The 19486-nt window shown below is 66.1% G+C and carries 17 protein-coding genes; 11 read left to right on the top strand and 6 right to left on the bottom strand.

Translation table 11 applies throughout. From position 1 onward, the window contains the following. The first annotated feature begins 160 nt into the window (after positions 1-160). The 7 genes from ACN8ZM_RS04185 (at position 161) to ACN8ZM_RS04215 (ending at position 6377) form a co-directional block, all read left to right on the top strand. A complete protein-coding gene (locus tag ACN8ZM_RS04185; RefSeq protein WP_420210612.1) occupies positions 161-2761 on the top strand; it encodes a beta strand repeat-containing protein in 2601 nt (866 codons plus the stop codon). A gap of 285 nt (positions 2762-3046) precedes the next feature. Further along, positions 3047-3406 carry a hypothetical protein gene (locus ACN8ZM_RS04190; RefSeq protein WP_420210613.1) on the top strand — a complete coding sequence of 120 codons (360 nt, stop codon included), beginning with the start codon at positions 3047-3049 and terminating at the stop codon, positions 3404-3406. Positions 3407-3433: 27 nt separating this feature from the next. Beyond that, complete coding sequence (locus ACN8ZM_RS04195; protein WP_089450011.1) at positions 3434-3949, top strand: sigma-70 family RNA polymerase sigma factor; 516 nt, start codon at positions 3434-3436, stop codon at positions 3947-3949. Continuing rightward, positions 3946-4728, top strand: a complete 783-nt coding sequence (locus tag ACN8ZM_RS04200) for an anti-sigma factor family protein (RefSeq protein ID WP_420210614.1) — start codon at positions 3946-3948, stop codon at positions 4726-4728. Before ACN8ZM_RS04195 ends, ACN8ZM_RS04200 begins: the two co-directional genes overlap by 4 nt. A 28-nt stretch (positions 4729-4756) precedes the next feature. Continuing rightward, positions 4757-5188, top strand: a complete 432-nt coding sequence (locus ACN8ZM_RS04205) for a quinol oxidase (RefSeq protein ID WP_089450013.1) — start codon at positions 4757-4759, stop codon at positions 5186-5188. Beyond that, positions 5185-5817: a LolA family protein gene (locus ACN8ZM_RS04210; RefSeq protein WP_043181564.1), complete on the top strand. Its 633-nt coding sequence runs from the start codon at positions 5185-5187 to the stop codon at positions 5815-5817. The genes ACN8ZM_RS04205 and ACN8ZM_RS04210 overlap by 4 nt, the downstream gene beginning before the upstream one ends. 44 nt (positions 5818-5861) lie before the next feature. Continuing rightward, complete coding sequence (locus tag ACN8ZM_RS04215) at positions 5862-6377, top strand: SRPBCC family protein (RefSeq protein ID WP_089450015.1); 516 nt, start codon at positions 5862-5864, stop codon at positions 6375-6377. A gap of 46 nt (positions 6378-6423) precedes the next feature. On the opposite strand, the gene ACN8ZM_RS04220 is transcribed toward ACN8ZM_RS04215, so the two are convergent. The 6 genes from ACN8ZM_RS04220 to ACN8ZM_RS04245 all read right to left on the bottom strand — a co-directional run bounded on the left by ACN8ZM_RS04220 (position 6424) and on the right by ACN8ZM_RS04245 (position 14175). Continuing rightward, positions 6424-7473, bottom strand: coding sequence for an ABC transporter ATP-binding protein (locus ACN8ZM_RS04220; RefSeq protein WP_205824945.1), 1050 nt, complete (start codon positions 7471-7473; stop codon positions 6424-6426). 28 nt (positions 7474-7501) lie between these two features. Next, positions 7502-9100: an ABC transporter permease gene (locus tag ACN8ZM_RS04225; RefSeq protein ID WP_043181568.1), complete on the bottom strand. Its 1599-nt coding sequence runs from the start codon at positions 9098-9100 to the stop codon at positions 7502-7504. 2 nt (positions 9101-9102) lie between these two features. Beyond that, entirely contained in the window at positions 9103-10137 is a 1035-nt protein-coding gene (locus ACN8ZM_RS04230; RefSeq protein WP_043181570.1) for an iron ABC transporter substrate-binding protein, read from the bottom strand. Positions 10138-10202: 65 nt separating this feature from the next. After that, entirely contained in the window at positions 10203-11501 is a 1299-nt protein-coding gene (efeB, locus tag ACN8ZM_RS04235; protein ID WP_420210615.1) for an iron uptake transporter deferrochelatase/peroxidase subunit, read from the bottom strand. Between the two features lie 11 nt (positions 11502-11512). Continuing rightward, entirely contained in the window at positions 11513-12646 is a 1134-nt protein-coding gene (locus ACN8ZM_RS04240; protein WP_420210616.1) for a hypothetical protein, read from the bottom strand. A gap of 62 nt (positions 12647-12708) precedes the next feature. Beyond that, positions 12709-14175 carry a carbohydrate porin gene (locus ACN8ZM_RS04245; protein WP_043181576.1) on the bottom strand — a complete coding sequence of 489 codons (1467 nt, stop codon included), beginning with the start codon at positions 14173-14175 and terminating at the stop codon, positions 12709-12711. 855 nt (positions 14176-15030) lie between these two features. Here ACN8ZM_RS04245 and ACN8ZM_RS04250 point away from each other — a divergent pair. The 4 genes from ACN8ZM_RS04250 to ACN8ZM_RS04265 all read left to right on the top strand — a co-directional run bounded on the left by ACN8ZM_RS04250 (position 15031) and on the right by ACN8ZM_RS04265 (position 19434). Further along, entirely contained in the window at positions 15031-16185 is a 1155-nt protein-coding gene (locus ACN8ZM_RS04250) for a hypothetical protein (RefSeq protein WP_420210617.1), read from the top strand. A gap of 296 nt (positions 16186-16481) precedes the next feature. Beyond that, entirely contained in the window at positions 16482-16922 is a 441-nt protein-coding gene (locus tag ACN8ZM_RS04255) for a hypothetical protein (protein WP_420210618.1), read from the top strand. A 41-nt stretch (positions 16923-16963) separates the two neighbouring features. Next, entirely contained in the window at positions 16964-17806 is an 843-nt protein-coding gene (locus ACN8ZM_RS04260; RefSeq protein WP_420210619.1) for a hypothetical protein, read from the top strand. Between the two features lie 353 nt (positions 17807-18159). Further along, positions 18160-19434: a hypothetical protein gene (locus tag ACN8ZM_RS04265; protein ID WP_420210620.1), complete on the top strand. Its 1275-nt coding sequence runs from the start codon at positions 18160-18162 to the stop codon at positions 19432-19434. The last annotated feature ends 52 nt before the right edge of the window (positions 19435-19486 follow it).

The following is a 19486-nucleotide window of genomic DNA, read 5'->3' on the forward strand; positions in this document are numbered from 1 at the left end:
CGGGCTCCACATCCCGTGCTTTTCGTCAGAAATCCATTAAAAAAACGTTATTGCCACGCAATAGGCAGACGAATGAATCCATTTTTTGAATTGGCACGCTTCGTGCAATCCGTCCCCATGCTTTATCAACGTGGTGCCAACCGAGATGGGGAAAATAAAGATGGGACAAAATCTTAAATTGACGGGTGTGGCGCTGTCGGTCGCGACGGTGTTCGGGGTGCTGGCTTCGGGTTCCGCGATGGCGGGGGCCCTTGATGCGCTGCCGATTCCGCAAGTGATCGTCAACCCGCAGACGAACGGCGTGTCGGTCGGGCTGGTCGCGACGGGTACGTCGCCGCTCGGCTCGGTCACCTTGGCGGCAGGTGGGGCGGGCGCGATCCAGACGTCGCTTGGCGATCCCGGCCAGGCACTGTCGGGCGCCGTGGGGGCGGTGACGGGGGCACTCGGCGGTGGCGGCGGCACGGTGCAGCCGCTGGCGCCGGTACAAGGCGTGGTGAATCAGGTGACGGGGGCACTGAGCGGCGGCAACCCCGCCGGCGCGCTGACCGGTGCGCTGAATACGGCGACGGGGACGCTGAGCAACGCGGTTGGCACGGCAACGGGGGCACTGGGTAATGTCGGCGGCGGGTCGAACCCGCTGGCGCCGGTGCAAGGTGTCGTCAATCAAGTGACGGGTGCGCTCGGTGGTGGCAACCCGGCTGGTGCGTTGACGGGTGCACTCGGCACGGTGACCGGTGCGCTGGGCAATGTTGGCGGCGGGTCGAACCCGCTGGCGCCGGTTCAAGGCGTTGTCAATCAAGTGACCGGCGCGCTCGGTGGTGGCAACCCGGCAGGCGCGTTGACGGGGGCACTCGGCACGGTGACCGGTGCGCTGGGCAATGTTGGCGGCGGGTCGAACCCGCTGGCGCCGGTGCAAGGTGTCGTCAATCAAGTGACGGGGGCGCTCGGTGGCGGCAACCCGGCAGGCGCATTGACGGGGGCACTCGGCACGGTGACCGGTGCACTGGGTAATGTCGGTGGCAGTTCGTACCCGCTGGGCGCGGTTCAAGGCGTCGTCAACCAAGTAACGACGGCGCTCAATAGCGGCAACCCGGCAACCGCGTTGACGGGTGCGCTCGGTACGGTGGCGGGTGAGCTCGGTGCCGGCAATCCGGCAGGCACGGTGACCGGTGCGATCGGTAACGTGACGGGAGCACTAGGCGCATTGGGCGCTATCGGCGGCGGCGCGAATCCGCTGGCGCCGGTCCAGGGCGTCGTCAATCAGGTGACGGGCGCTTTGAGCGGCGGCAATCCGGCGGGTGCGCTGACGGGCGCACTGAACACGGCGACCGGGACGTTGAGCAACGCACTCGGTACCGCAACGGGCGCACTGGGCGGCATCGGCGGCGGTTCGAGCCCGCTGGCGCCGGTGCAAGGCGTGGTGAACCAGGTGACGGGGGCGCTCGGTAGCGGCAACCCGGCAGGCGCACTGACCGGCGCACTCGGCACGGTGACGGGCGCACTGGGCGGCATCGGTGGCGGTTCGAGCCCGCTGGCGCCGGTACAAGGCGCGGTGAACCAGGTCACGGGCGCACTGGGCGGCATCGGCGGCGGCGCGAACCCGCTGGCGCCGATCCAGAGCGTCGTCGACCAGGTCACGGGTACGCTCGGTAGCGGCAACCCGGCCGGCACGCTGAGCAACGCGGTCAACACGATCACGGGCACGCTCGGCAACGTCGGCGGGGCAGGGAGCCCGCTGGCGCCGGTGCAGGGTGTCGTCACGCAACTCGCGGGCACGCTCGGCGGGTCGAGCCCGCTGGCGCCGGTGCAAGGCGTCGTCAACCAGGTCGTCGGCACGCTGTCCGGCGCAGGTGGCGGTAGCCCGATCACGCCGATCACGAACCTCGTCAACGGCCTGCAGAACGCGCTGCCGACGGGCGGCAACCCGGCCGGTGCGCTGACCGGCGCACTCGGCTCGGTGACGGGCGCGCTCGGCAACCTCGGCGGGTCGAACCCGCTGGCGCCGGTGCAGGGCGTCGTGAACCAGGTCGTCGGCGCGCTCGGCAACAGCAATGCGGTCGGCACGGCCACGAACGCACTGGGTAACGCGGTCGGCTCCGTCGTGGGCGCGCTCGGCAACGTCGGCGGGTCGAACCCGCTGGCGCCGGTGCAGGGTGTCGTGAACCAGGTTGTCGGTACGCTCGGCAACGTCGGCGGCACGAACCCGCTGGCGCCGGTGCAGGGCGTCGTCAACCAGGTTGTCGGCACGCTCGGCAACCTCGGCGGATCGAACCCGCTGGCGCCGGTGCAAGGCGTCGTGAACCAGGTCGTCGGTACGCTGTCGGGCGCGGCGGGCAACAACCCGATCGCACCGATCACGAACCTCGTGAACGGCCTGACCGGCGGCAGCAACCCGGCCGGTGCCCTGACCGGGGCGCTCGGTTCGGTGACGGGCGCACTCGCGAACGGTCCGGTGGCCCTCGGGCAGGCGGCCGGCGCGCTGTCGGGCGCGGCCGGTTCGACGGCAGCGGCGGGCGGCAGCCTGCTCGGCTCGGGCGCGAATGCGGCCGGCGGCACGGCGGGCGCGGCCGGCTCGCTGCTGTCGACGGGCGCCAACTCGACCGCGACGGTCGTCAACGCAGTCGGCACGACGGTGGGTACGGCGCTCGGCTCCGCGCCGGGCCTGTCGGTCACGCCGCATTCGGGCAGCAGCGCGCCGGGCAACCCGCTCGCACCGGTGTCGTCGCTGCTCCAGTCGTTGACGGGCGCACTGCCGAAGTAACCGGCCGGACACGCACGGCGGCGCCGGATCGGCCGCCGTGCGCAACGGGTCGCGCAACGCGGCATGACAGCGATGTCATGCCGCGTTGTCTTTGGGTGTCGCGCTTTCTTTCGTCGCATGAATGGCCGCGGCCGACGCTCGTCGGCCGGCGTGGAATAACCGGTCGCCTCCATCCGTTTACCTACCGAATCCCGGCAGCGCCGGCCGGCAGGATAATGGCTGTGACGAAGCCGATCGACCCGGCCGGTGCCGCGCTGTCGCGATGCCGTGCCAAGGAGAACGGGCATGAAACGGATATTCGCCGCCGCCGCGCTGGCGGCGGCAATCGTGCGGCCGGCCGCCGCGGAACCGCCCCGGGCCGGCGACGGGAAACTGGTCGACGAAGATCACATGACGCTGTACGTGTTCGATCGCGATGCGCCCGGCAAGAGCGCGTGCGACAGCACGTGTGCGACCAGCTGGCCGCCCGCGCGCGCCGACGCGTACGACAAGGCCGCGGGCGCGCTGAGTCTCGTCGCACGCGACGACGGCAGCAAGCAATGGGCGTACCACGGGCGCCCGCTGTATCGCTGGAAGCAGGATCGCAAGCCCGGCGACGCGGGCGGCGACGGGATCGGCGGCATGTGGCACGTCGCGCGTCCATGACGGCGGGGCGGTGCGCGAGGCATCCTGATGAGCTACGAATCGGATCTGCTGGTGTGGTTGCCGCATCTCACGCGCTATGCGCGTGCGCTGACGGGTGACCGGGCCTGGGCGGACGATCTCGTGCAGGACACGCTCGAGCGTGCGCTGAACCGCCCGCCGCGCGATGGCGGCAACCTGCGCGCGTGGCTGCTGACGCTGCTACGGCACCGTTTCATCGACCAGTTGCGTGCGCGGCACGAGATTGCAGTCGATGACGCGACGGCACCGTGGCAGACGATGGCCGCGCCGGCCGGCGAGATCGGCGGGCTGGTGCTGCGCGACGTGCAGCGCGCGCTGTATCGGCTGCCGGTCGAGCAGCGCGAGGTGCTGCTGCTGGTCGCCCTTGAGGAATTGAGCTATCGCGATGCCGCAGAGGTGCTCGGCGTACCGGTGGGAACGGTGATGTCGCGGCTCGCACGGGCGCGCGGGCAGATGCGCGCGCTGCTGTCGGACGAGCCGTCGGCGCACGGCACGGCCGCGTTACGGGTGATCGGGAAGACATGATGGATGATCCGCACAAGCCTTCGAACGAGCGGGACGACGATGCGTCGGCGCAACTGCTGTCCGCGTTGCTGGACGGCGAGCTGTCCGGGCATGAGCGCCGCGAGGTGCTCGAGCGCGTGCTGGCCGATCCGGAGGAAGCCGAACGATTCGCGCATTACCGTGCGCAGCGCGATGCGCTGCAGGCGCTGTTCCCGCTGCCGGGCGCCGCGCCCGCGCTGTTCGTGCAGCGCGGTGCGCCGCGACGGCGCGGGATCGCCTATGCGTTCGCGGGGCTCGCGGCCGGGCTGCTGATCGGCGTCACGCTGCATGCGGGCTGGATGGCGTTCGGCCGCGAACCGGCGTTTGCCGCGCGCGCGGATGTCGCGTACACGACTTACGTGGCCGACCGCGAACATCCGATCGAGGTCGGTGCAGGCGACCCTGAACGTCTCGTCGCGTGGCTGTCCGCGCGTCTCGGGCGCCCCGTGCGTGCGCCGTCGCTCGACGAATACGGCTACGCGCTGCTCGGCGGCCGGCTGCTGCCCGGCGAAGCGGGGCCGGCCGCGCAACTCATGTACCAGCGCGCGGACGGCGAGCGCGTGACCCTGTACATGACGGTCTACGATGCACGGCGCCTCGCGCCGCAGGCGATGTCGGCCGGCGATCGCTACACGTATTTCTGGTCGGATCGCGGGATGGGTTACGCATTGTCCGGCCAGGGCGACGAACGGCGCCTGCGCGAACTCGCGATCGACGCGTGCGGTGCGCTCGGCGGCCCGACCGACGCGTGGAAGGGGTGACGCGCGCGGCACCGGTACGGAGCAGGCGATGAAGACGACGATGACGAAGGGGCTCGTGCTGATGCTGGTGCCGGCGGTGTTCGCCGTGGGCGCCGCGCTGGCGCGGGCGGACGGCGACGCGCCGGTGCGTGTGCCCGTCGACGCCGACGGCGTGCAGCGGGTGGCGATCGTCGGCGGCAGCTATTTCTTCCGGCCGAACCACGTGATCGTGCGGGCGCACGTTCCGGTCGAGCTGACCGTGTCGGCCGAACCCGGCCTGGTGCCGCACAGCTTCGAAATCGATGCGCCGCAGGCCGGCATCGCAGTGCACACCGAGCTCGCCACGACGCCGAAGACGTTTCGCTTCACGCCCACGCAGCCGGGCCGGTTCGCCTACTATTGCACGCATCGGCTGCTGTTTTTCAGGAGCCATCGCGAGCGCGGGATGGAAGGCGTGCTCGATGTCGAGGCGGCGCCGTGATCGCCGCGTTGCTGGCCGCGAGCCTGATAGGAGCGAGCATGACCGCCGATCCCGTGACCGTCGCGCAGGCGCATTTCGACCACGTCCGCTCGTACCGCGCGACGATCCGCTCGTCGGCGCGCGGCGGCGAGCACACCGAAATCCGCTACGCGTACCTGAAGCCGGGCTTCGTCCGGATGGATTTCGTGTCGCCGCATCACGGCGCGGTGCTCGCCTACGATCCCGGCGACGGCAAGGTGCGGCTGCGTCCGTTCGGCGCGCACGCGCCGCCCGCGTTGACGCTGTCGCCGTCCAATCCGCTCGTGCGCGACCGCAGCGGCCACCGGGTCGACCGGTCGGACGTCGGCGAACTGCTGCGCAACGTCCATGCGCTGCAGGAAGGCGGCGCGACGGTGACCGAAGGCGAGGAGGCCGTCGGCGGCCGGACCGCGCTGCGCGTGTCGGTCACGGGCGCGCCTGCGCACGCGGTCGATGGCGTGCATCGCTACCGGCTGTGGCTGGACACCGAGGACGGCTTTCCGCTGAAGGTCGTCAGCTTCGCGGACGATGACGACGTGCCGCTCGAAACCGTGACGCTCGATGACGTCGAGATCGACGTCGCGTTTCCCGAACGCTTCTTCGCACCCTGAGCGGTGCGCTGACTCATGCCCCTGACGGGCAGGCCGGAGGCTGCATGGCGGAATACCGGTTCTCGACGACCTGGCGCGTGGACGCGCCGCTCGCGGTGGTGTGGGACGCGATCTACCAGGTCGACCGCTGGCCCGGCTGGTGGAAGGGCGCCGTGAGCACCGTCGAGATCGAGCCGGGCGATGCGCGCGGCGTCGGCGCGCTGCACCGGTACACGTGGAAGGGGGCGCTGCCGTACCGGCTGACCTTCGACATGCGCGTGCGACGCGTCGAGCCGCCGCATCGGCTCGAAGGCCGCGCGAGCGGCGCGATCGAAGGCGACGGATGCTGGACGTTCGCCGCCGACGGCGCCCGCACGATCGTGCGCTACGACTGGCACATCCGCACGCACGTGCGCTGGATGAACCGGCTGGAGCCGCTTGCCCGCCCGCTGTTCCGATGGAATCACGACGTCGTGATGCGCGAAGGCGCGAAGGGGCTCGCGCGGCTGCTGGGCGCGGCGGTCGAGACGGATGGCCGGACCTTCCGGCCGTTGCCGGATGCGGACTGCGCGGACGCCTGATCGCGTGTGAATGCGTGTGAAAGCGCTGAGCGACGGACCGCGCCGCTCAGCGCGCGTACGCCATCACCGCACCATCCACCACCAGCGCGACACGTTCGCCGACGGCGGGACACCGGTGTCCCGGCACGCGTACGCGCACGAGCACGTCGAGATCGGCCTCGAGGCGTACGACCACGTCGGCGTCCTGGCCCGCGAACTGCGCGGCTTCGACGCGCGCCGTATGGCCACGCGCCGCATCGGCCTGCGCAACCGGCACGATCCCGATCTGCTCGGGACGCAGCATCGCATCGGCCGGCCCGTCGGGCAGCGACGCGACGAGCGGCAGTTCGCCGAGCGCGCACGCGATGTGCCCGTTGCGCACACGGCCGGCGAGCAGCACGGCCTGCCCGACGAACGACGCGATGTCGCGCGTGACCGGCTGCCGGTACAGCGTCTGCGGCGCGGCCGTCTGTACCAGCCGGCCGTGCCACATCACCGCCACTTCGTCGCCGAGCGTCATCGCCTCGGGCTGGTCATGCGTGACGAGCACCGATGTCGCGCCTGCCGCAGCGAGCGCATCGGCGACCGCGCTGCGCGTTTCGTGGCGCAGCGACGTATCGAGCGCGGAGAACGGTTCGTCGAGGATCACGAGCGACGGCTCGGGTGCGAGCGCGCGTGCGAGCGCGACGCGTTGCTGCTGCCCGCCGGACAGTTGCTGCGGCGCACGGCTCGCATACGACGCGGGCAGCCCGACCATCTCGAGCAGTTCATCGACGCGGTGATGGCGCCGCCGCGCCGCGCGCGGCAGCCCGAATGCGATGTTGTCGGCCACCGACAGGTGCGGAAACAGCGCGCCTTCCTGCGGCACGTAGCCGATCCGGCGCTGCTCGGGCGGCAGGTGTACGTCGGGCGCCGCCACGCGGCGTCCGTCGATTTCGACGGTGCCGCGCTCGGCGCGTTCGAAGCCGCACAGCACGCGCAGCAGGGTGGTCTTGCCGCTGCCGGACGGACCGAGCAGCGCGAGGCGCGAGCCGCGCCGCACCGTGAGATCGATGTCGTGCAGGACGGTATGCGATCCGAACGATTTGGACAGGCCGTGGATGCGTAGTTCGCTCATGGGCGGTTCCGGTGAAAAAGGGCGGCGCTCAGTCGCGCACCGACGCGCGGCCGAGCAGCACGAACAGCAGTCCCGACGCGCCGAGCGACAGCGCGACGAGCAGCGCCGCGTAGGGCGCCGCGGCGGCGAACGCAAGCGTTGCCGTATCGCTCCAGACCTGGGTCGCGAGCGTGCGGGTGCCGATCGGCGACAGCAACAGCGTCGCGTTGAGTTCCGTCATGACCGAGATGAACACCATCGTCGCGGCTGCGCCGAGGCCGGGTGCCGCGAGCGGCAGCACCACGCGCGTGAGCGTCGCGCGCCAGCCGAGACCGAGCGCGCGCGCGGTTTCCTCGAGCCGGGCCGGCACGTGCGACAGCGCGGCGCGCACGCTGACGACCGCGAGCGGCAGGAACAGGATCGCGTACGCGGCGACGAGTGCCGGCGCGCTCTGGTAGAGCGGCTGCAGCAGCCGTACCGTGATCGACACGATCGCCAGCGCGACGACGATGCCCGGCACGCCCTGCACGGTCATCGCGGTGCGCTCGAGGAGCGTCGCGACGCGTCCCGGATAGCGGACCATCAGGAACGCGAGCGGCAGCGCGAGCAGCGTCGTGACGGCTGCCGCCATCAGGCCGTAGCCGGACGACGCGAGCGTGGCCTGCCACAGCAGCTCGGGCGACACGTCGGCCGGCGTGACGGCGGCCGCGCCCTGTTGCGTGAGCCAGTAGCCGATCATCGCGAGCGGCACGCCGAGCGTCGCGGCTGCAAGCGCGGCGAACGCGACGGTGACGGGGCCGCGCAGATGGCCCAGCGGATAGCGCATCGCGACGCGGCGCGCGGCGCGGTGCGTATGACCGTAGCGCGCATGACCGCGTGCGCGTGCCTCGATCGCGAGGCACAGCAGGCACAGCGCGATCAGCACGCAGCCGAGCAGCGATGCGCCGCCGCCGTCGAACGCGGTGCGGTATTCGGCGTAGATCTCGGTGGTGAAGGTGCGAAAGCGCAGCAGCTGGAACGCGCCGAACTCGGACAGCACGCCGAGCGCGACCAGCAGCATCCCGCCGCACAGCGCGGGGCGCAGCTGCGGCAGCACGACGCGGAAGAAGGTGCGCCACGGCGAGCAGCCGAGCGTGCGCGCGCTTTCCTCCAGCGCGGGATCGAGCTCGCGCAGCGCGGCGGCCACCGGCAGGTAGACGAGCGGGAAGTAGGCGGAGGTCAGCACGATCAACGCGCCGAGAAAATCCTGCAGGTCGAGGCTCAGCGACACCCACGCGTAGCTCGTGATGAACGGGGGCACCGCGAGTGGCGCCGCCGCGAGTGCGGTCCACAGCGGCCGGGCCGGCAGGTCGGTGCGCTCGATGAACCACGCGACCGCCGTGCCGAGCAGCGTGCACGCGAGCGTCGCGGCGAGCGTGATCGACAGCGTGTTGACCAGCAGTTCGCCGACGAGCGGGCGCCATATCAGCTCGATCGCATCGTCGAGGCCGAAGGTGGCCGCGCGGTACAGCGTGAAGCCGAGCGGCAGCAGGATCGCGAGCGGCCCGCACGCGGCAGCGGCGACGAGCGCGCGCGACGGGCGCCGCCGCGTCGCGGTGCGCTCGCCGTCGCGCGCGGTGCGCGCCGTGCGGGACACGGCGTCGCTCATGGTCAGAGCAGACCGGCCTGGCGCAGCAGCTTGCCGGCCTGGCTGTCGTCGCCGAGCTGTTCGAACGTCAGCGCCGGCGGGCTCAGTTCGTTGAACGGCTTCAGGATCGGATCGGGGGCGACGCCCGGATGCAGCGGATACTCGAAGCTGATATGGCCGCCGGCCATCAGCTTCTGCGCGCGCTCGCTGACGAGATACGCGACGAACTTCTGCGCTTCCGGCTGGTGTTTCGAGGCCTTCAGCACCGCGGCGCCCGATACGTTGACGGCACCGCCGACGTCACCTTTGCCGAAGTGGTAGATCGCGCTGCGGGTCGACTTGTCGCCGAGCTCGGCGTGCAGGCGGTCCCAGTAGTAGTTGTTGATGATGCCGGTCAGCACGCCGCCGCGGTTGACGGCCGCCGTCACGCCTTCGTCGTCGTCGAAGATCTGCGCGTTGGCCTTCAGGCCCTTCAGCCATTGCAGCGTCGCGGCTTCGCCGTGCAGCGCGAGCACCGCGCTCACGAGCGGCAGGAAGTCCGCGTCGCTCGGCGCGACGCCGACCTTGCCCTTCCATTCGGGCTTCGCGAGATCGAGCAGCGAAGCGGGCAGCTGCTGCGGCTGGATCTTCGCGGTGTTGTAGACGAGCACGTTCTCGCGCGCGAGCACGCCGACCCAGTTGCCGTCGGCCGGGTTGAAGCGCGCGGGCACCGACTGCAGCGCGGCCGCATCGGTCTTCGCGAGCAGGCCCTTGCGGTCGAGCAGCACGAGCTCCGGCGAGTTCTCGGTGAAGTACACGTCGGCCGGCGTGCGGTCGCCTTCCGTGGCGAGCTGCGCGGCGAGCGCCGGGCCTTCGCCCGAGCGCACCTTCACGGTGATGCCGCTCTGTGCTTCGAAGTCCTTGACGAGCTGGTTGACGACTTGCTCGTGCTGCGCGTTGTACAGCGTGAGCGTCGCGGCATGCGCGCGTGCGGCGTGCAGTGCGCCGGTCAGCATCAGCGCGGCGGCGGCCGCGGAAATCAGGTGCCGCAGCGGGCGGCTAACGGGTGAAGTGTTCATGTCGTGTTTAGCAGGTTGCACCCGGCCGGGCCGGGAAGGAGTGCCTTGGCTTGCGTTGCGTGTCGTCATGCGTCGAACAGCGCGGCGCCGATGTACGAACCAGGTTGCGCGCCCGGCGGGCACGCGAAGATCGCGCTGCCGACGTGCGTGGTGAACTGGTTCATGATGTCCAGCTTCGCGAGCTTCTCGTTGATCGGAATGAAGCCCTTGCGCGGGTCGCGTTGGTGCGCGACGAACATCAGCCCCGCGTCGTACTCGGTCTGCTGGCGCCACGGCGGCCAGCGTTCGATGTAGAAATTCGTGCTGTCGTTGTACGAGTACGCGCGGCGCAGGATCTGCGCGCCGTTGTTCAACTGCGGCGATGCGAGGCGCGCGTGCGCGTTGTCGGGGATCACCGGGTTGCCGTCCTTGTCGGCCGCGTCGAGATCGAGTGCCTCGAACTCGTGCTTCTGGCCGAGCGGCGCGCCGCTGTACTTGTGACGGCCGACCACCTGCTCCTGGAAGCCGAGCTCCGTGTTGTCCCAGTGTTCGAGCGTGATGCGGATCCGGCGCACGACCGTGTAGGTGCCGCCGTTCATCCATGCCGGGCCTTCGCTGCCGGCCCACACGAATTCATCCATCGCGGCCGGATCGGACATCGGCGGATTCATCGTGCCGTCCTTGAAGCCCATCAGGTTGCGCGGCGTCTCGCCGGGCTTGCCCGACGTGAAGCCGGCCTGGCCCCAGCGCATCTGCGTCGCCTTCGCGCCGAGGCGCACGAGCTGGCGTACCGCGTGGAACGCGACCTGCGCGTCGTCCGCGCACGCCTGGATGAACAGGTCGCCGCCGGTCTTTTCGGGCAGCAACTGGTCGCCATTGAAGCGCGGCAGGTCGACGAGCGCGGCGGGGCGATGCTTCGCGAGGCCGTAGCGGTCCTTGCCGGCGAGCGCGAACATGCCGGGGCCGAAGCCGAACGTGATCGTCAGGCGCGCAGGGCCGAGGCCGAGCGCGTCGCCCCCGTCGGCCGGCGCGACTTCGTCGTTGCCCGTCGCGGCGAGCGGCAGTGCGGTATCACCGCGCGTCATGCGCGCGGCGGCGTCGGTCCAGGTTTTCAGCAGCGCGATGACGTCCGCGCGCTGCGCCGTCGTCAGGTCGAGCGCCGCGAAATACGCGTGGCGCTGCTGCGGTGTCGCGATGCCGCTCTGGTGCTTGCCATAGAACGGCTCGACGCCGTCATGCGCGGAAGCGGGGGCGGTGGCGGGCGCATCCGCGGCCTTCGCGGCCGGGATCGACGCCGCCGCGAGGCCGGCGGCCACCGCGGCGCCGCCCGCCTTCAGGAAGCCACGCCGCGCGGGGCGGGGTGGCTGGTTGGAATCGTCTGCCATGGTTGGCTCCATTACTTCGCGAGCAACAGCGTGTTGACGTCGTCCGCGACGTAGTAGAAGCCGTCGCCTTCAGGCGTCATCGCGATGCCGAACAGGTTGCCGTTGCCGGGGGGCGTCTGCGCCTTGTCGGTATTGATCCAGCGCGCGTAGAGCTGCTTGCCGGCGACCGGGTCGATCTCGACGACCTGGCCGTTCTGCGCGTTGGTCGCGAGCAGGTGGCCGTTCGGCGCGGTCGCGAGCGCGAGCGGGCGGCGCAGGAAGCCGTCGGCGGTGATCTGGCGGCCGACGCCCGCGCTGGTGTCGCGCGTGAGCGGGTCGTCGATCTCGACGATGCGGTTGCCGATCGCGTCCGACACGTACAGCTTCTTCTGGTCGCCGGACAGCGCGAGGCCGGTCGGGCCGACCAGGAATACGCCCTTGTCGGCCTGCGCACCGAGGCCGCTCGCGACGACCGTTTCCTGCTTGATCACGGGCGGCTTGCCCGCCGCCACGTCGAGGTCGAGACGCAGCACGGTCGCCTGCTTGTAGACGGGCGGATTGCCGTCCGCGCCGCCGACGCCGAAGCCGGCCATGCTGACGAACAGCGTCGCGCTGTCGCCGCGGTCGACCACGGCCATGTTGCCCCACGGGTCGTTGATGTTCGGGGTCGACCACGTCGACGCGATCTTGCCTTGCGGATCGAGCACGATCAGGCAGCCGGCGCCCTTGGTGTTGGTCGTGCCGTCGTTGCTCGGCGTGCTGCCGACGATCACCCAGCCGGATTTCAGCATCGTCATCGCCGTCGACAGGCCGACGCCGCCCGGGCACGCCTTCAGGTCGCGCGGGATCGATGCGAACAGGCTCAGCTGCTTCGTCGACGGGCGGTAGTTGACGATCGTGCTGCCGGTACCTTGCAGGTTCGCCGAGTTGTTGAAGTTGTCGACGAGCACGTCGCCCGCCTGGATCGTGCCGGCCGACACCGGCGCGACCGCGATCGCGTACGGGTTCTGGTCGCCGTTGTCCGGCACCGTGTTGACGAGCGTGGTGTGGCGATGCAGCGTCTCGAGGAAACCTTGCGGCTCGGCGAGTGCGCCGGCAGCGGCCGTCAGTGCGGCGGCAGCCAGTGCGCCCGTCGCGAGGCGGCGAAGCGGGGCGGATGGATTCATGTGACTCTCCTGGGGAGCGCGCCGTCCGGGTGGCGCGCGAAAATGGGCAGCGTGCGCGTCGCTCAGAACGTGATCGTCGTACGCGCGCCGAGCACGAACGTATTGCGCAGCGGCTGGGTCGCGTCGCTCGGGTTCTGGCCGGCGCCGGCATTGAACGTGTACTGCGCGTCGGCCTGGACGATCCACCACGGGTTGACCTGGTACTGGTAGGTCGCTTCGAGCGTCGTCTCGCGGGTGCGCACGCCGTACGGGCTGGCTGCGAACGTCCGCGCGGTCTGGTCGAGGTCGGTCACGTGGTTGCCGACCTGGATGTACGTGACGCCGAGGCCGACGCTGTCGTTGTCGCGGCCTTCGAACGGCGCCTTCAGCACGATCCCGGCGTTGGCCGAGAAGCTCACCAGGTTGCGGTCGCCCGGCGCGCCCATCACGCGTGCGAACACGCCGAGGCTTCGCGGGCCGGTCGGGTCGGGGCGCCAGATCATCTGGTCGGCCACCGCGTAGAAGCTGTAGTTGCCGTGACGCTGCTGCGCGTTGCCGTTCGATGCGGGGTCCGCGAGCGACAGGCCGTCGGTGCCGACGTTCTGGTCCGCGAAGCGGCCGTTGTGATACCAGACGCCGATCTTGTAGGTGCCCGGCAGCCCGTTCGAGTGGCCGGTGTCCATTTCGCCGTCGGACGGCTGGTTCAGCGCGTACTGCAGTTCGCCGATGTAGAGCGCACCGTTGTGCAGGTTGAAGTTGGTGCCGCTCAGGTTGCTCGGATTGTTGCCGAGCGGATCGCCGTCGAACACGCCTGCGAGCGCGGTGACCTTCGGCGTGATCTGCGCACGCACGCGCACGCCGAGGCCGGCGAGCGGATACGCGGGGCCGCCGTTCGGCAAGTCGTACGACGGCAGCGCGGGCCAGCCGAACATCGTGTTGACGAACGTGTTCGCATACGTGCTGACCATGAATTCCTGGTCCAGGCTCTGCTGGCCGACCTTCACGTCGACGCGCTTGTCGAGGAACGACTGCTGGTACCAGAGCTCCCACAGGCGCGTCGTGCCCTGTGCCTCGATGCCGCTCGCGGTGTTGAGCGTGCCGAGGTTTCTCGTGCTGAGGTTGGTGCCGTGGATCTGCAGTGCGCTGACGTTGAACGTGCCGCCGGGCAGGCCGATCGCCTTCTGCGTGTCGACCGTCAAGGTGGCCGTCGTCAGTCCGTCGTACGCGCCGCCACGGTTCAGGCCGCCGCGCAGGTTCGCCAGGTATTCGCTGGTTTCGGTGATCTGCAGCGTCGCGCCGTACTTGCCGAGCCACGGACGGATGCCGCCCATGTCGCCAAGCAGGTTCTGGCGCGTCCAGATGCCGGTCAACGCGTTGGTCGGCTTCGCCTGGATCGCGAGGTCGGCCTCGGGCGCTTCGGGCTGCGCGTCGACGGGCGTGTCGGCGAAAGCTGCGCCGCTCGCGAACGAGGCGCACGCGAGGACGGCCGCACAGGCGGCGGGGCGCATCCGGGCGCGGACGCTGTCTCCCTGGAACGACGCAAACGTCATATCAAATCCCTGGTTTTATTTGGTAAGGAATCCTGCTTGTCGGTCACTATCCGGACGCTCGGCACCGATCGGCCAGGGCATGAAGATGAACGCAACGCGGCGCATCGTAGGAGTGTCAAATGGGAAAGTCAATGTAAACGAGAATGATTCGCATCTAAATTACTGTCTGTAATCCGAACCCTTACGGATGGGGCCTGACACGTGTTTTCGCAGAGGTAAATCGTAAATATTTGTGTAATGCAAATGTATGATTAGATGCGGATCGATGGATCTGCGGGAGGGGGGATGAAGCGGCCTAGGCGGGCGGGGACGGGCGCGTCGCGGCGGACGGAATCGACGCCCGCGCAGGTTTTTTCATGCGATCCCGCCGATCGCAGGAACTCCGTGCTTACCCGGTGTCCAAACGGGGCTGAATGAGATTCGCGGGCCGCGCGGGCCCGCCGGCCAGGCCGGGCAGAGTTCGTCAGGATATTGTTTTAAAAGGGTTTTTGATTGTTTTCACGTGCCTTTCCCGCCGCATCGCCACCCTGATGTCGAGGTTCACTTGACTTGGAACTGTCCCCGTTGCGACGACAGGGATTTGCCGTGGTAATGCTCACGCAGCGTTGAACCTATTGACCGCTTAAGTCTGAACTATCCGCATTCAGGCGCATTTAACTTTGAACGTCGTCGTTGGTGGGCTAAGTCATTCGATCGAGGGGCGCGTCACATCGAGCCTGACTCGTTGTAGACCGGTGCCACCTCAGTTCAAACCATCAATGAGTGAGGCTACAACCCTCTAAAGGTCGGACGATTGCCGCCGTTATTGCGTAAGGTGTTCTCTCTAATCCAGCGCAGTTCTTGATCGTATAACGAATGACAGCTTTCGGTACCATTTTTGCTTATAAAGCTTCACGTAACAGCGCAGAGAGCGAGGACCCTGTTCTCGACTTTGATCGAATTGCGTCGAATCAACGGAGAGGAATCGAGACAAACTTCGTTGCTGATACGAACCTCATGATTCAGGTTGATGAAGCATTGGATGCGGCCCGCCCGGCGGCAGATACAACGCTCAAGGATCTTGGCCTTTTGGAATGGGTGACATTTCTTCGCGAGTGTGACAAGCGTGGCCTCCACTACGCTTTCTCCCCGTTTTTCGCATACGCGGAAATGCCTGCGAAGTATGCGCAACTACGGGCGGCACGTTTGCAAACGTTCGCGGAGAAGTTCGGCCTACTCTGGGCCGACGATGAGATCTCAGTCGAGGACGTTTCCACGCTTGGGCGCGAAGACATGACGTTCGACGGGCTGTCCGAGCATCATCAGATGCTTTTGGCCATCTCTTTTTCAACGCTACTCCTCATGCTAACGGTGCAACGTGATGGGGCCGAGTTCTCGTCGGTGGGAAAGTATCGTCGCTTTCTTCGGGAACACAAGGCTCATATTGGTACCGTATCTGTGCGAGAACTTGCGATTGCTCGATATGTCTTCGCGTCCCCTGAGGACTGTCCCGGTCAGCTAAACGAGCTTCGGGCGAAGGTGAAAAATAACTTCGCCGCGGTACCTCGCAAAGGTCGTGCTCCGAGGGATCATGCAGAGATGTGCGCCACGGCTCTTAATGGTGCGTTGGACCTAATGCTGTTTCATGCTTTGAATGTTGCCGACACCAACGGCCTGGATGGGCGCAAGCTAGATTGCTGGTTGCATAGTTCCGACGGAAAGCTAAGAGCGTTCAATGAGCTTTGCTTCAACTTAGATCTGGGAACCGGGCAAGCGGGTCTTTTTACTGCTGTAAGCACGCATGAGGACGCAAGTGAGTATTGGAGTCAAACAAGCGAGAATCTTCACAAATTGGCTAGAGTCGGATCAAGGCGCGCGATTCACGGCATGATCCGTAACATGTTGGGCATCGATGACGATGCTGAAAATCTCGAGAAGCTTCGTAAGCTGCCGGATCTCGCCAAGCGGATGATCGAGCTTTCGGCCCTCAATCTTGACGAATTCAGTAGGGCACCTCCCGTCAGAAAGTGATAAAAAATCGAAGGGAGCGACACGTGCGATAAGGGCGAGTTACCGATCGTGCGTGTGTCGTTTCTAGATATGGGTGCGATATCGACCTTGAGTCGCGTGAAATCAATTCGACATACGTTTCGCCACAAACCAGCCATGCTGATCGGGAGCATCGACTCCGCGCGATATTACCGACTCAGCAGGAGACCGCTCAGTGCCCGACACCAGTGTGCGAGTTCTCATGCAATAAGGGTGGACCGTTCCGTACTCAATTCACGTTTCCTTCTTATCCTCGTGAATTTCGAGGACAGCCATTTATGAGCTTTGCTTTGTTCGGTTACCAGCCACCGCCCTCCGAGGCGCTACGTGTGTATGCGCGCGCGCTCTACGAACGACGCCAAGATGCAGCACCTGTGTCGCGCGTAGAAGTGGCCGATGAGGGATGGCGCCCTGGTGTCAATCGGTGTCACGAGAACGTCGAAGAATGGTGTATCTTGCATCCGGACCACCAGATCGTGCGGGGCTGGCTGTTCTTCTCACTTCCGGGTCTGGCCTATTGCCAGTTCGTATCTCATTCGGTGGTGCGTCGACCGGACGGTACACTGATCGACATCACGCCAACCGGGCCGCTTGCGAATGCGGACCCATATCCTTTTCTTCCGGCTGGCGTTAGCGAAGAAGAATACGGCGCCGTCGCAGGCGAGCTCTACAACACCACTGGCAGTGGAAACCTCTACTGGCAGCACACCGGGGCTTGATTCAGGACGGGGAGCGCGGCGCCGTTAACGGAGAAAACAAGATGCTCCAGTTTGACAGTGCACTACGCTGGACCTCACCGGGCGAGATGCCTGTCGAAGTCGTGGACGATGTGTTCACAGAAATTGTGATGCGCATTGTCGCGCAGGCAGATGCTCAAACCGTATACGAACTTTTCAAGCGGCGCTTCGCGCAGGCGTCGGGCCGTACCGCGTCGCGCAGTTCGAGCGAGAGCTGGGCCGAAAGCGATCTGCGATCTTACATGACACATGCGGCCGACAACGCTGCGCTATTCGTTGAGGCTCTGCATGACGGCATGTGCGATGTCGAGCGACTGCACCCATCCGTCGGTCTACCACCCTGGCACTATGTGAACCGGGTACTCTTGCCCAGCGGGTGTGCGATTGATCCACCGAATCTGATCGTCGGCATAGTGGGATCCTCCGTCACGGTGCCGCAGAACGTCCCGTCGCTGGATGTCCAGGCAAACGAGCTGATCCAGCGTTCACTGGTTCAGTCTGAAGATCTGCTCAACAGTGGCCTTTACCGCCAGGCGGTTCAGGAAATACTGTGGCTTCTCGAAACCATCTCGACGGCATTCGAAGGGTCAACCCACGGTGCTGGCACGGTGCAGGGCAAATACTTCAACCACATCATCGGTGAACTGAAGAATTTCAATCGTGGAAGGATGCTTGCTCAAGTGGCGACGTGGATGCAGAACCTGCATGGGTACCTGTCGTCGCCCAGCGGTGGAGGCGTTCGGCACGGCACGGTGCTAAACGATGCGTATGATCTGAGCGAAGGCGAAGCAAGGCTGATTTGTGACCTCACGCGAAGCTATATCTCCTACCTCCTGCATGAGCATCAACGTCTAGGCCTGCGGTGATCGACGTTAACGTACGGGAATCGCCAGCGCGCTAGAGGTCAGGGTCTCCAGTGAGGCATTGGATGTAGCAGTGCGACACGAATATAGACCGTATCAAAGCTGGCGGCAGTGTTTTGTGCGAGTCATCCATCTACTATTCCGCTTCCTTGGTGGCTCACTTGCATGGAGTGATCGTGGTCACGAAAATGATCTACGGTCGACGGCGATGAAGCGTAGGCTGAACACATCTTTCCGAAGGAAAGGAATAGGCCTCGGATCGTGATCTATCCTTTGCGAGGCTCCGCGTCCAGTTTGGGGGGATGCAATCGAAAAGGGATCGCGCTTTTGTACTTCACTTTAGTGAAAGAGTCGCAATGCAGACCTTGAAACCCCAAGATGTAGCGACGTGCATCTACTGCGGCCTCGAGCGTGGCTTCACAAACGAGCATGTATTTCCAGCTGGCCTGGGTGGCGACGACGATCGCTTCCTTTTGACTAACATGGTCTGTGGCCATTGCAATACCAACATCTTTTCACCGATCGAACTGCAATTCATGCGTTCGTCGCCGACGGCCCTCGCCCGTATTTTTCTTCAGCCACATGGCAGAGGCCGCGGAAAGAAAGCGAGCTTGCCAACGATCGACACACGAGAAACGACGGTGCTTACTGAGAATTTCGGTGCGGTTGAGGGGGAGGTCGGTACGTCGGGTAAGGCGGTAATTCTCATGCAACTCGTCTTTCTCGACGACGGGCGAGTAGGCTGCACGGGAAGCAATGCCGAAAACCCGGACGACTTCTTTGCGAGTCTTTCCGCGACACTGACCGATTCCATCGACTTGATCGAAAAGATCGGGATTGGTAAGAGTGCAAAATTTATCGTTGAGACTGTCCGGTGGACTGAGGCAGGGTATGAAAGCGGGTCGCGGTACGCGGCTGAACGTCCGCCTGTATCGGGTCTTTGGCGAGAGGTATTACATCCGTCGCCAAGTGGTAAGGTGTGTCGTCCACCGACCCTCTACAGACGGCGAGCTGGCCAGATCGTGCTGCGAGCGCCGACTGGGTGCGATGAGCTAGCGTTGTTGACGAGGGCACGAAAGGCTTTGCCGGCACTTTCGGTTACGACTCGAGAGGAAGCCGCCGTGGTCAATCCACTGGTACATCTCTCGATGTCGATGGAGTTGAGCACCTACGCACGCGTTATTGCGAAGATCGGGGTTAATGCCATCGCTTATGCGTACGGCCGGGACTATGCACGACACCACGGATTCAACGGCATCAAGCGAGCGATCCTAACAAATAAGCGCGCGATACCACTGAGTACGAAACCATCACAAGACGACCCGTTCTCAGGCGTACCTGCCGATAGGCACGTCGTCATGGTTCATTTTCAGAAGGGGCACGCCGGTCGGTACCGTGTTGCAGTTTCAGCAAGATTGTATGGTGGGGCAACGACGTGGGTATGGCTCTCTGAAAAGGCAGTTGCTCCGCCAGAACGGGCGGCGATTCTTGTGGTGAAGTATCGCGAGCATCGTATTGAAGAATTCAACAATCTTAGGCAATTCGTGGAGGCTTACCCTCCGGAAGTACCAATCGAATTCATCCGGGAACAGATGGTGAAACTGTATTCCGCACTACCTCACGGGATATGAGGTGAAGATACTTGAGAGGACCATTCGTATTGAATGGAGGGAGCGATTCGGG

The sequence above is a fragment of the Burkholderia aenigmatica genome (genome assembly GCF_048627025.1).
In the GTDB taxonomy this organism is placed as follows: Bacteria; Pseudomonadota; Gammaproteobacteria; order Burkholderiales; family Burkholderiaceae; genus Burkholderia; species Burkholderia aenigmatica.

Bases quoted from the DNA above. Each gene is read 5' to 3' on its own strand.
- ACN8ZM_RS04185 (WP_420210612.1), top strand. From the start codon at position 161: ATGGGACAAAATCTTAAATTGACGGGTGTGGCGCTGTCGGTCGCGACG.
- ACN8ZM_RS04190 (WP_420210613.1), top strand. From the start codon at position 3,047: ATGAAACGGATATTCGCCGCCGCCGCGCTGGCGGCGGCAATCGTGCGG.
- ACN8ZM_RS04195 (WP_089450011.1), top strand. From the start codon at position 3,434: ATGAGCTACGAATCGGATCTGCTGGTGTGGTTGCCGCATCTCACGCGC.
- ACN8ZM_RS04200 (WP_420210614.1), top strand. From the start codon at position 3,946: ATGATGGATGATCCGCACAAGCCTTCGAACGAGCGGGACGACGATGCG.
- ACN8ZM_RS04205 (WP_089450013.1), top strand. From the start codon at position 4,757: ATGAAGACGACGATGACGAAGGGGCTCGTGCTGATGCTGGTGCCGGCG.
- ACN8ZM_RS04215 (WP_089450015.1), top strand. From the start codon at position 5,862: ATGGCGGAATACCGGTTCTCGACGACCTGGCGCGTGGACGCGCCGCTC.
- ACN8ZM_RS04220 (WP_205824945.1), bottom strand. From the start codon at position 7,473: ATGAGCGAACTACGCATCCACGGCCTGTCCAAATCGTTCGGATCGCAT.
- ACN8ZM_RS04225 (WP_043181568.1), bottom strand. From the start codon at position 9,100: ATGAGCGACGCCGTGTCCCGCACGGCGCGCACCGCGCGCGACGGCGAG.
- ACN8ZM_RS04230 (WP_043181570.1), bottom strand. From the start codon at position 10,137: ATGAACACTTCACCCGTTAGCCGCCCGCTGCGGCACCTGATTTCCGCG.
- efeB (WP_420210615.1), bottom strand. From the start codon at position 11,501: ATGGCAGACGATTCCAACCAGCCACCCCGCCCCGCGCGGCGTGGCTTC.
- ACN8ZM_RS04240 (WP_420210616.1), bottom strand. From the start codon at position 12,646: ATGAATCCATCCGCCCCGCTTCGCCGCCTCGCGACGGGCGCACTGGCT.
- ACN8ZM_RS04245 (WP_043181576.1), bottom strand. From the start codon at position 14,175: ATGACGTTTGCGTCGTTCCAGGGAGACAGCGTCCGCGCCCGGATGCGC.
- ACN8ZM_RS04250 (WP_420210617.1), top strand. From the start codon at position 15,031: ATGACAGCTTTCGGTACCATTTTTGCTTATAAAGCTTCACGTAACAGC.
- ACN8ZM_RS04255 (WP_420210618.1), top strand. From the start codon at position 16,482: ATGAGCTTTGCTTTGTTCGGTTACCAGCCACCGCCCTCCGAGGCGCTA.
- ACN8ZM_RS04260 (WP_420210619.1), top strand. From the start codon at position 16,964: ATGCTCCAGTTTGACAGTGCACTACGCTGGACCTCACCGGGCGAGATG.
- ACN8ZM_RS04265 (WP_420210620.1), top strand. From the start codon at position 18,160: ATGCAGACCTTGAAACCCCAAGATGTAGCGACGTGCATCTACTGCGGC.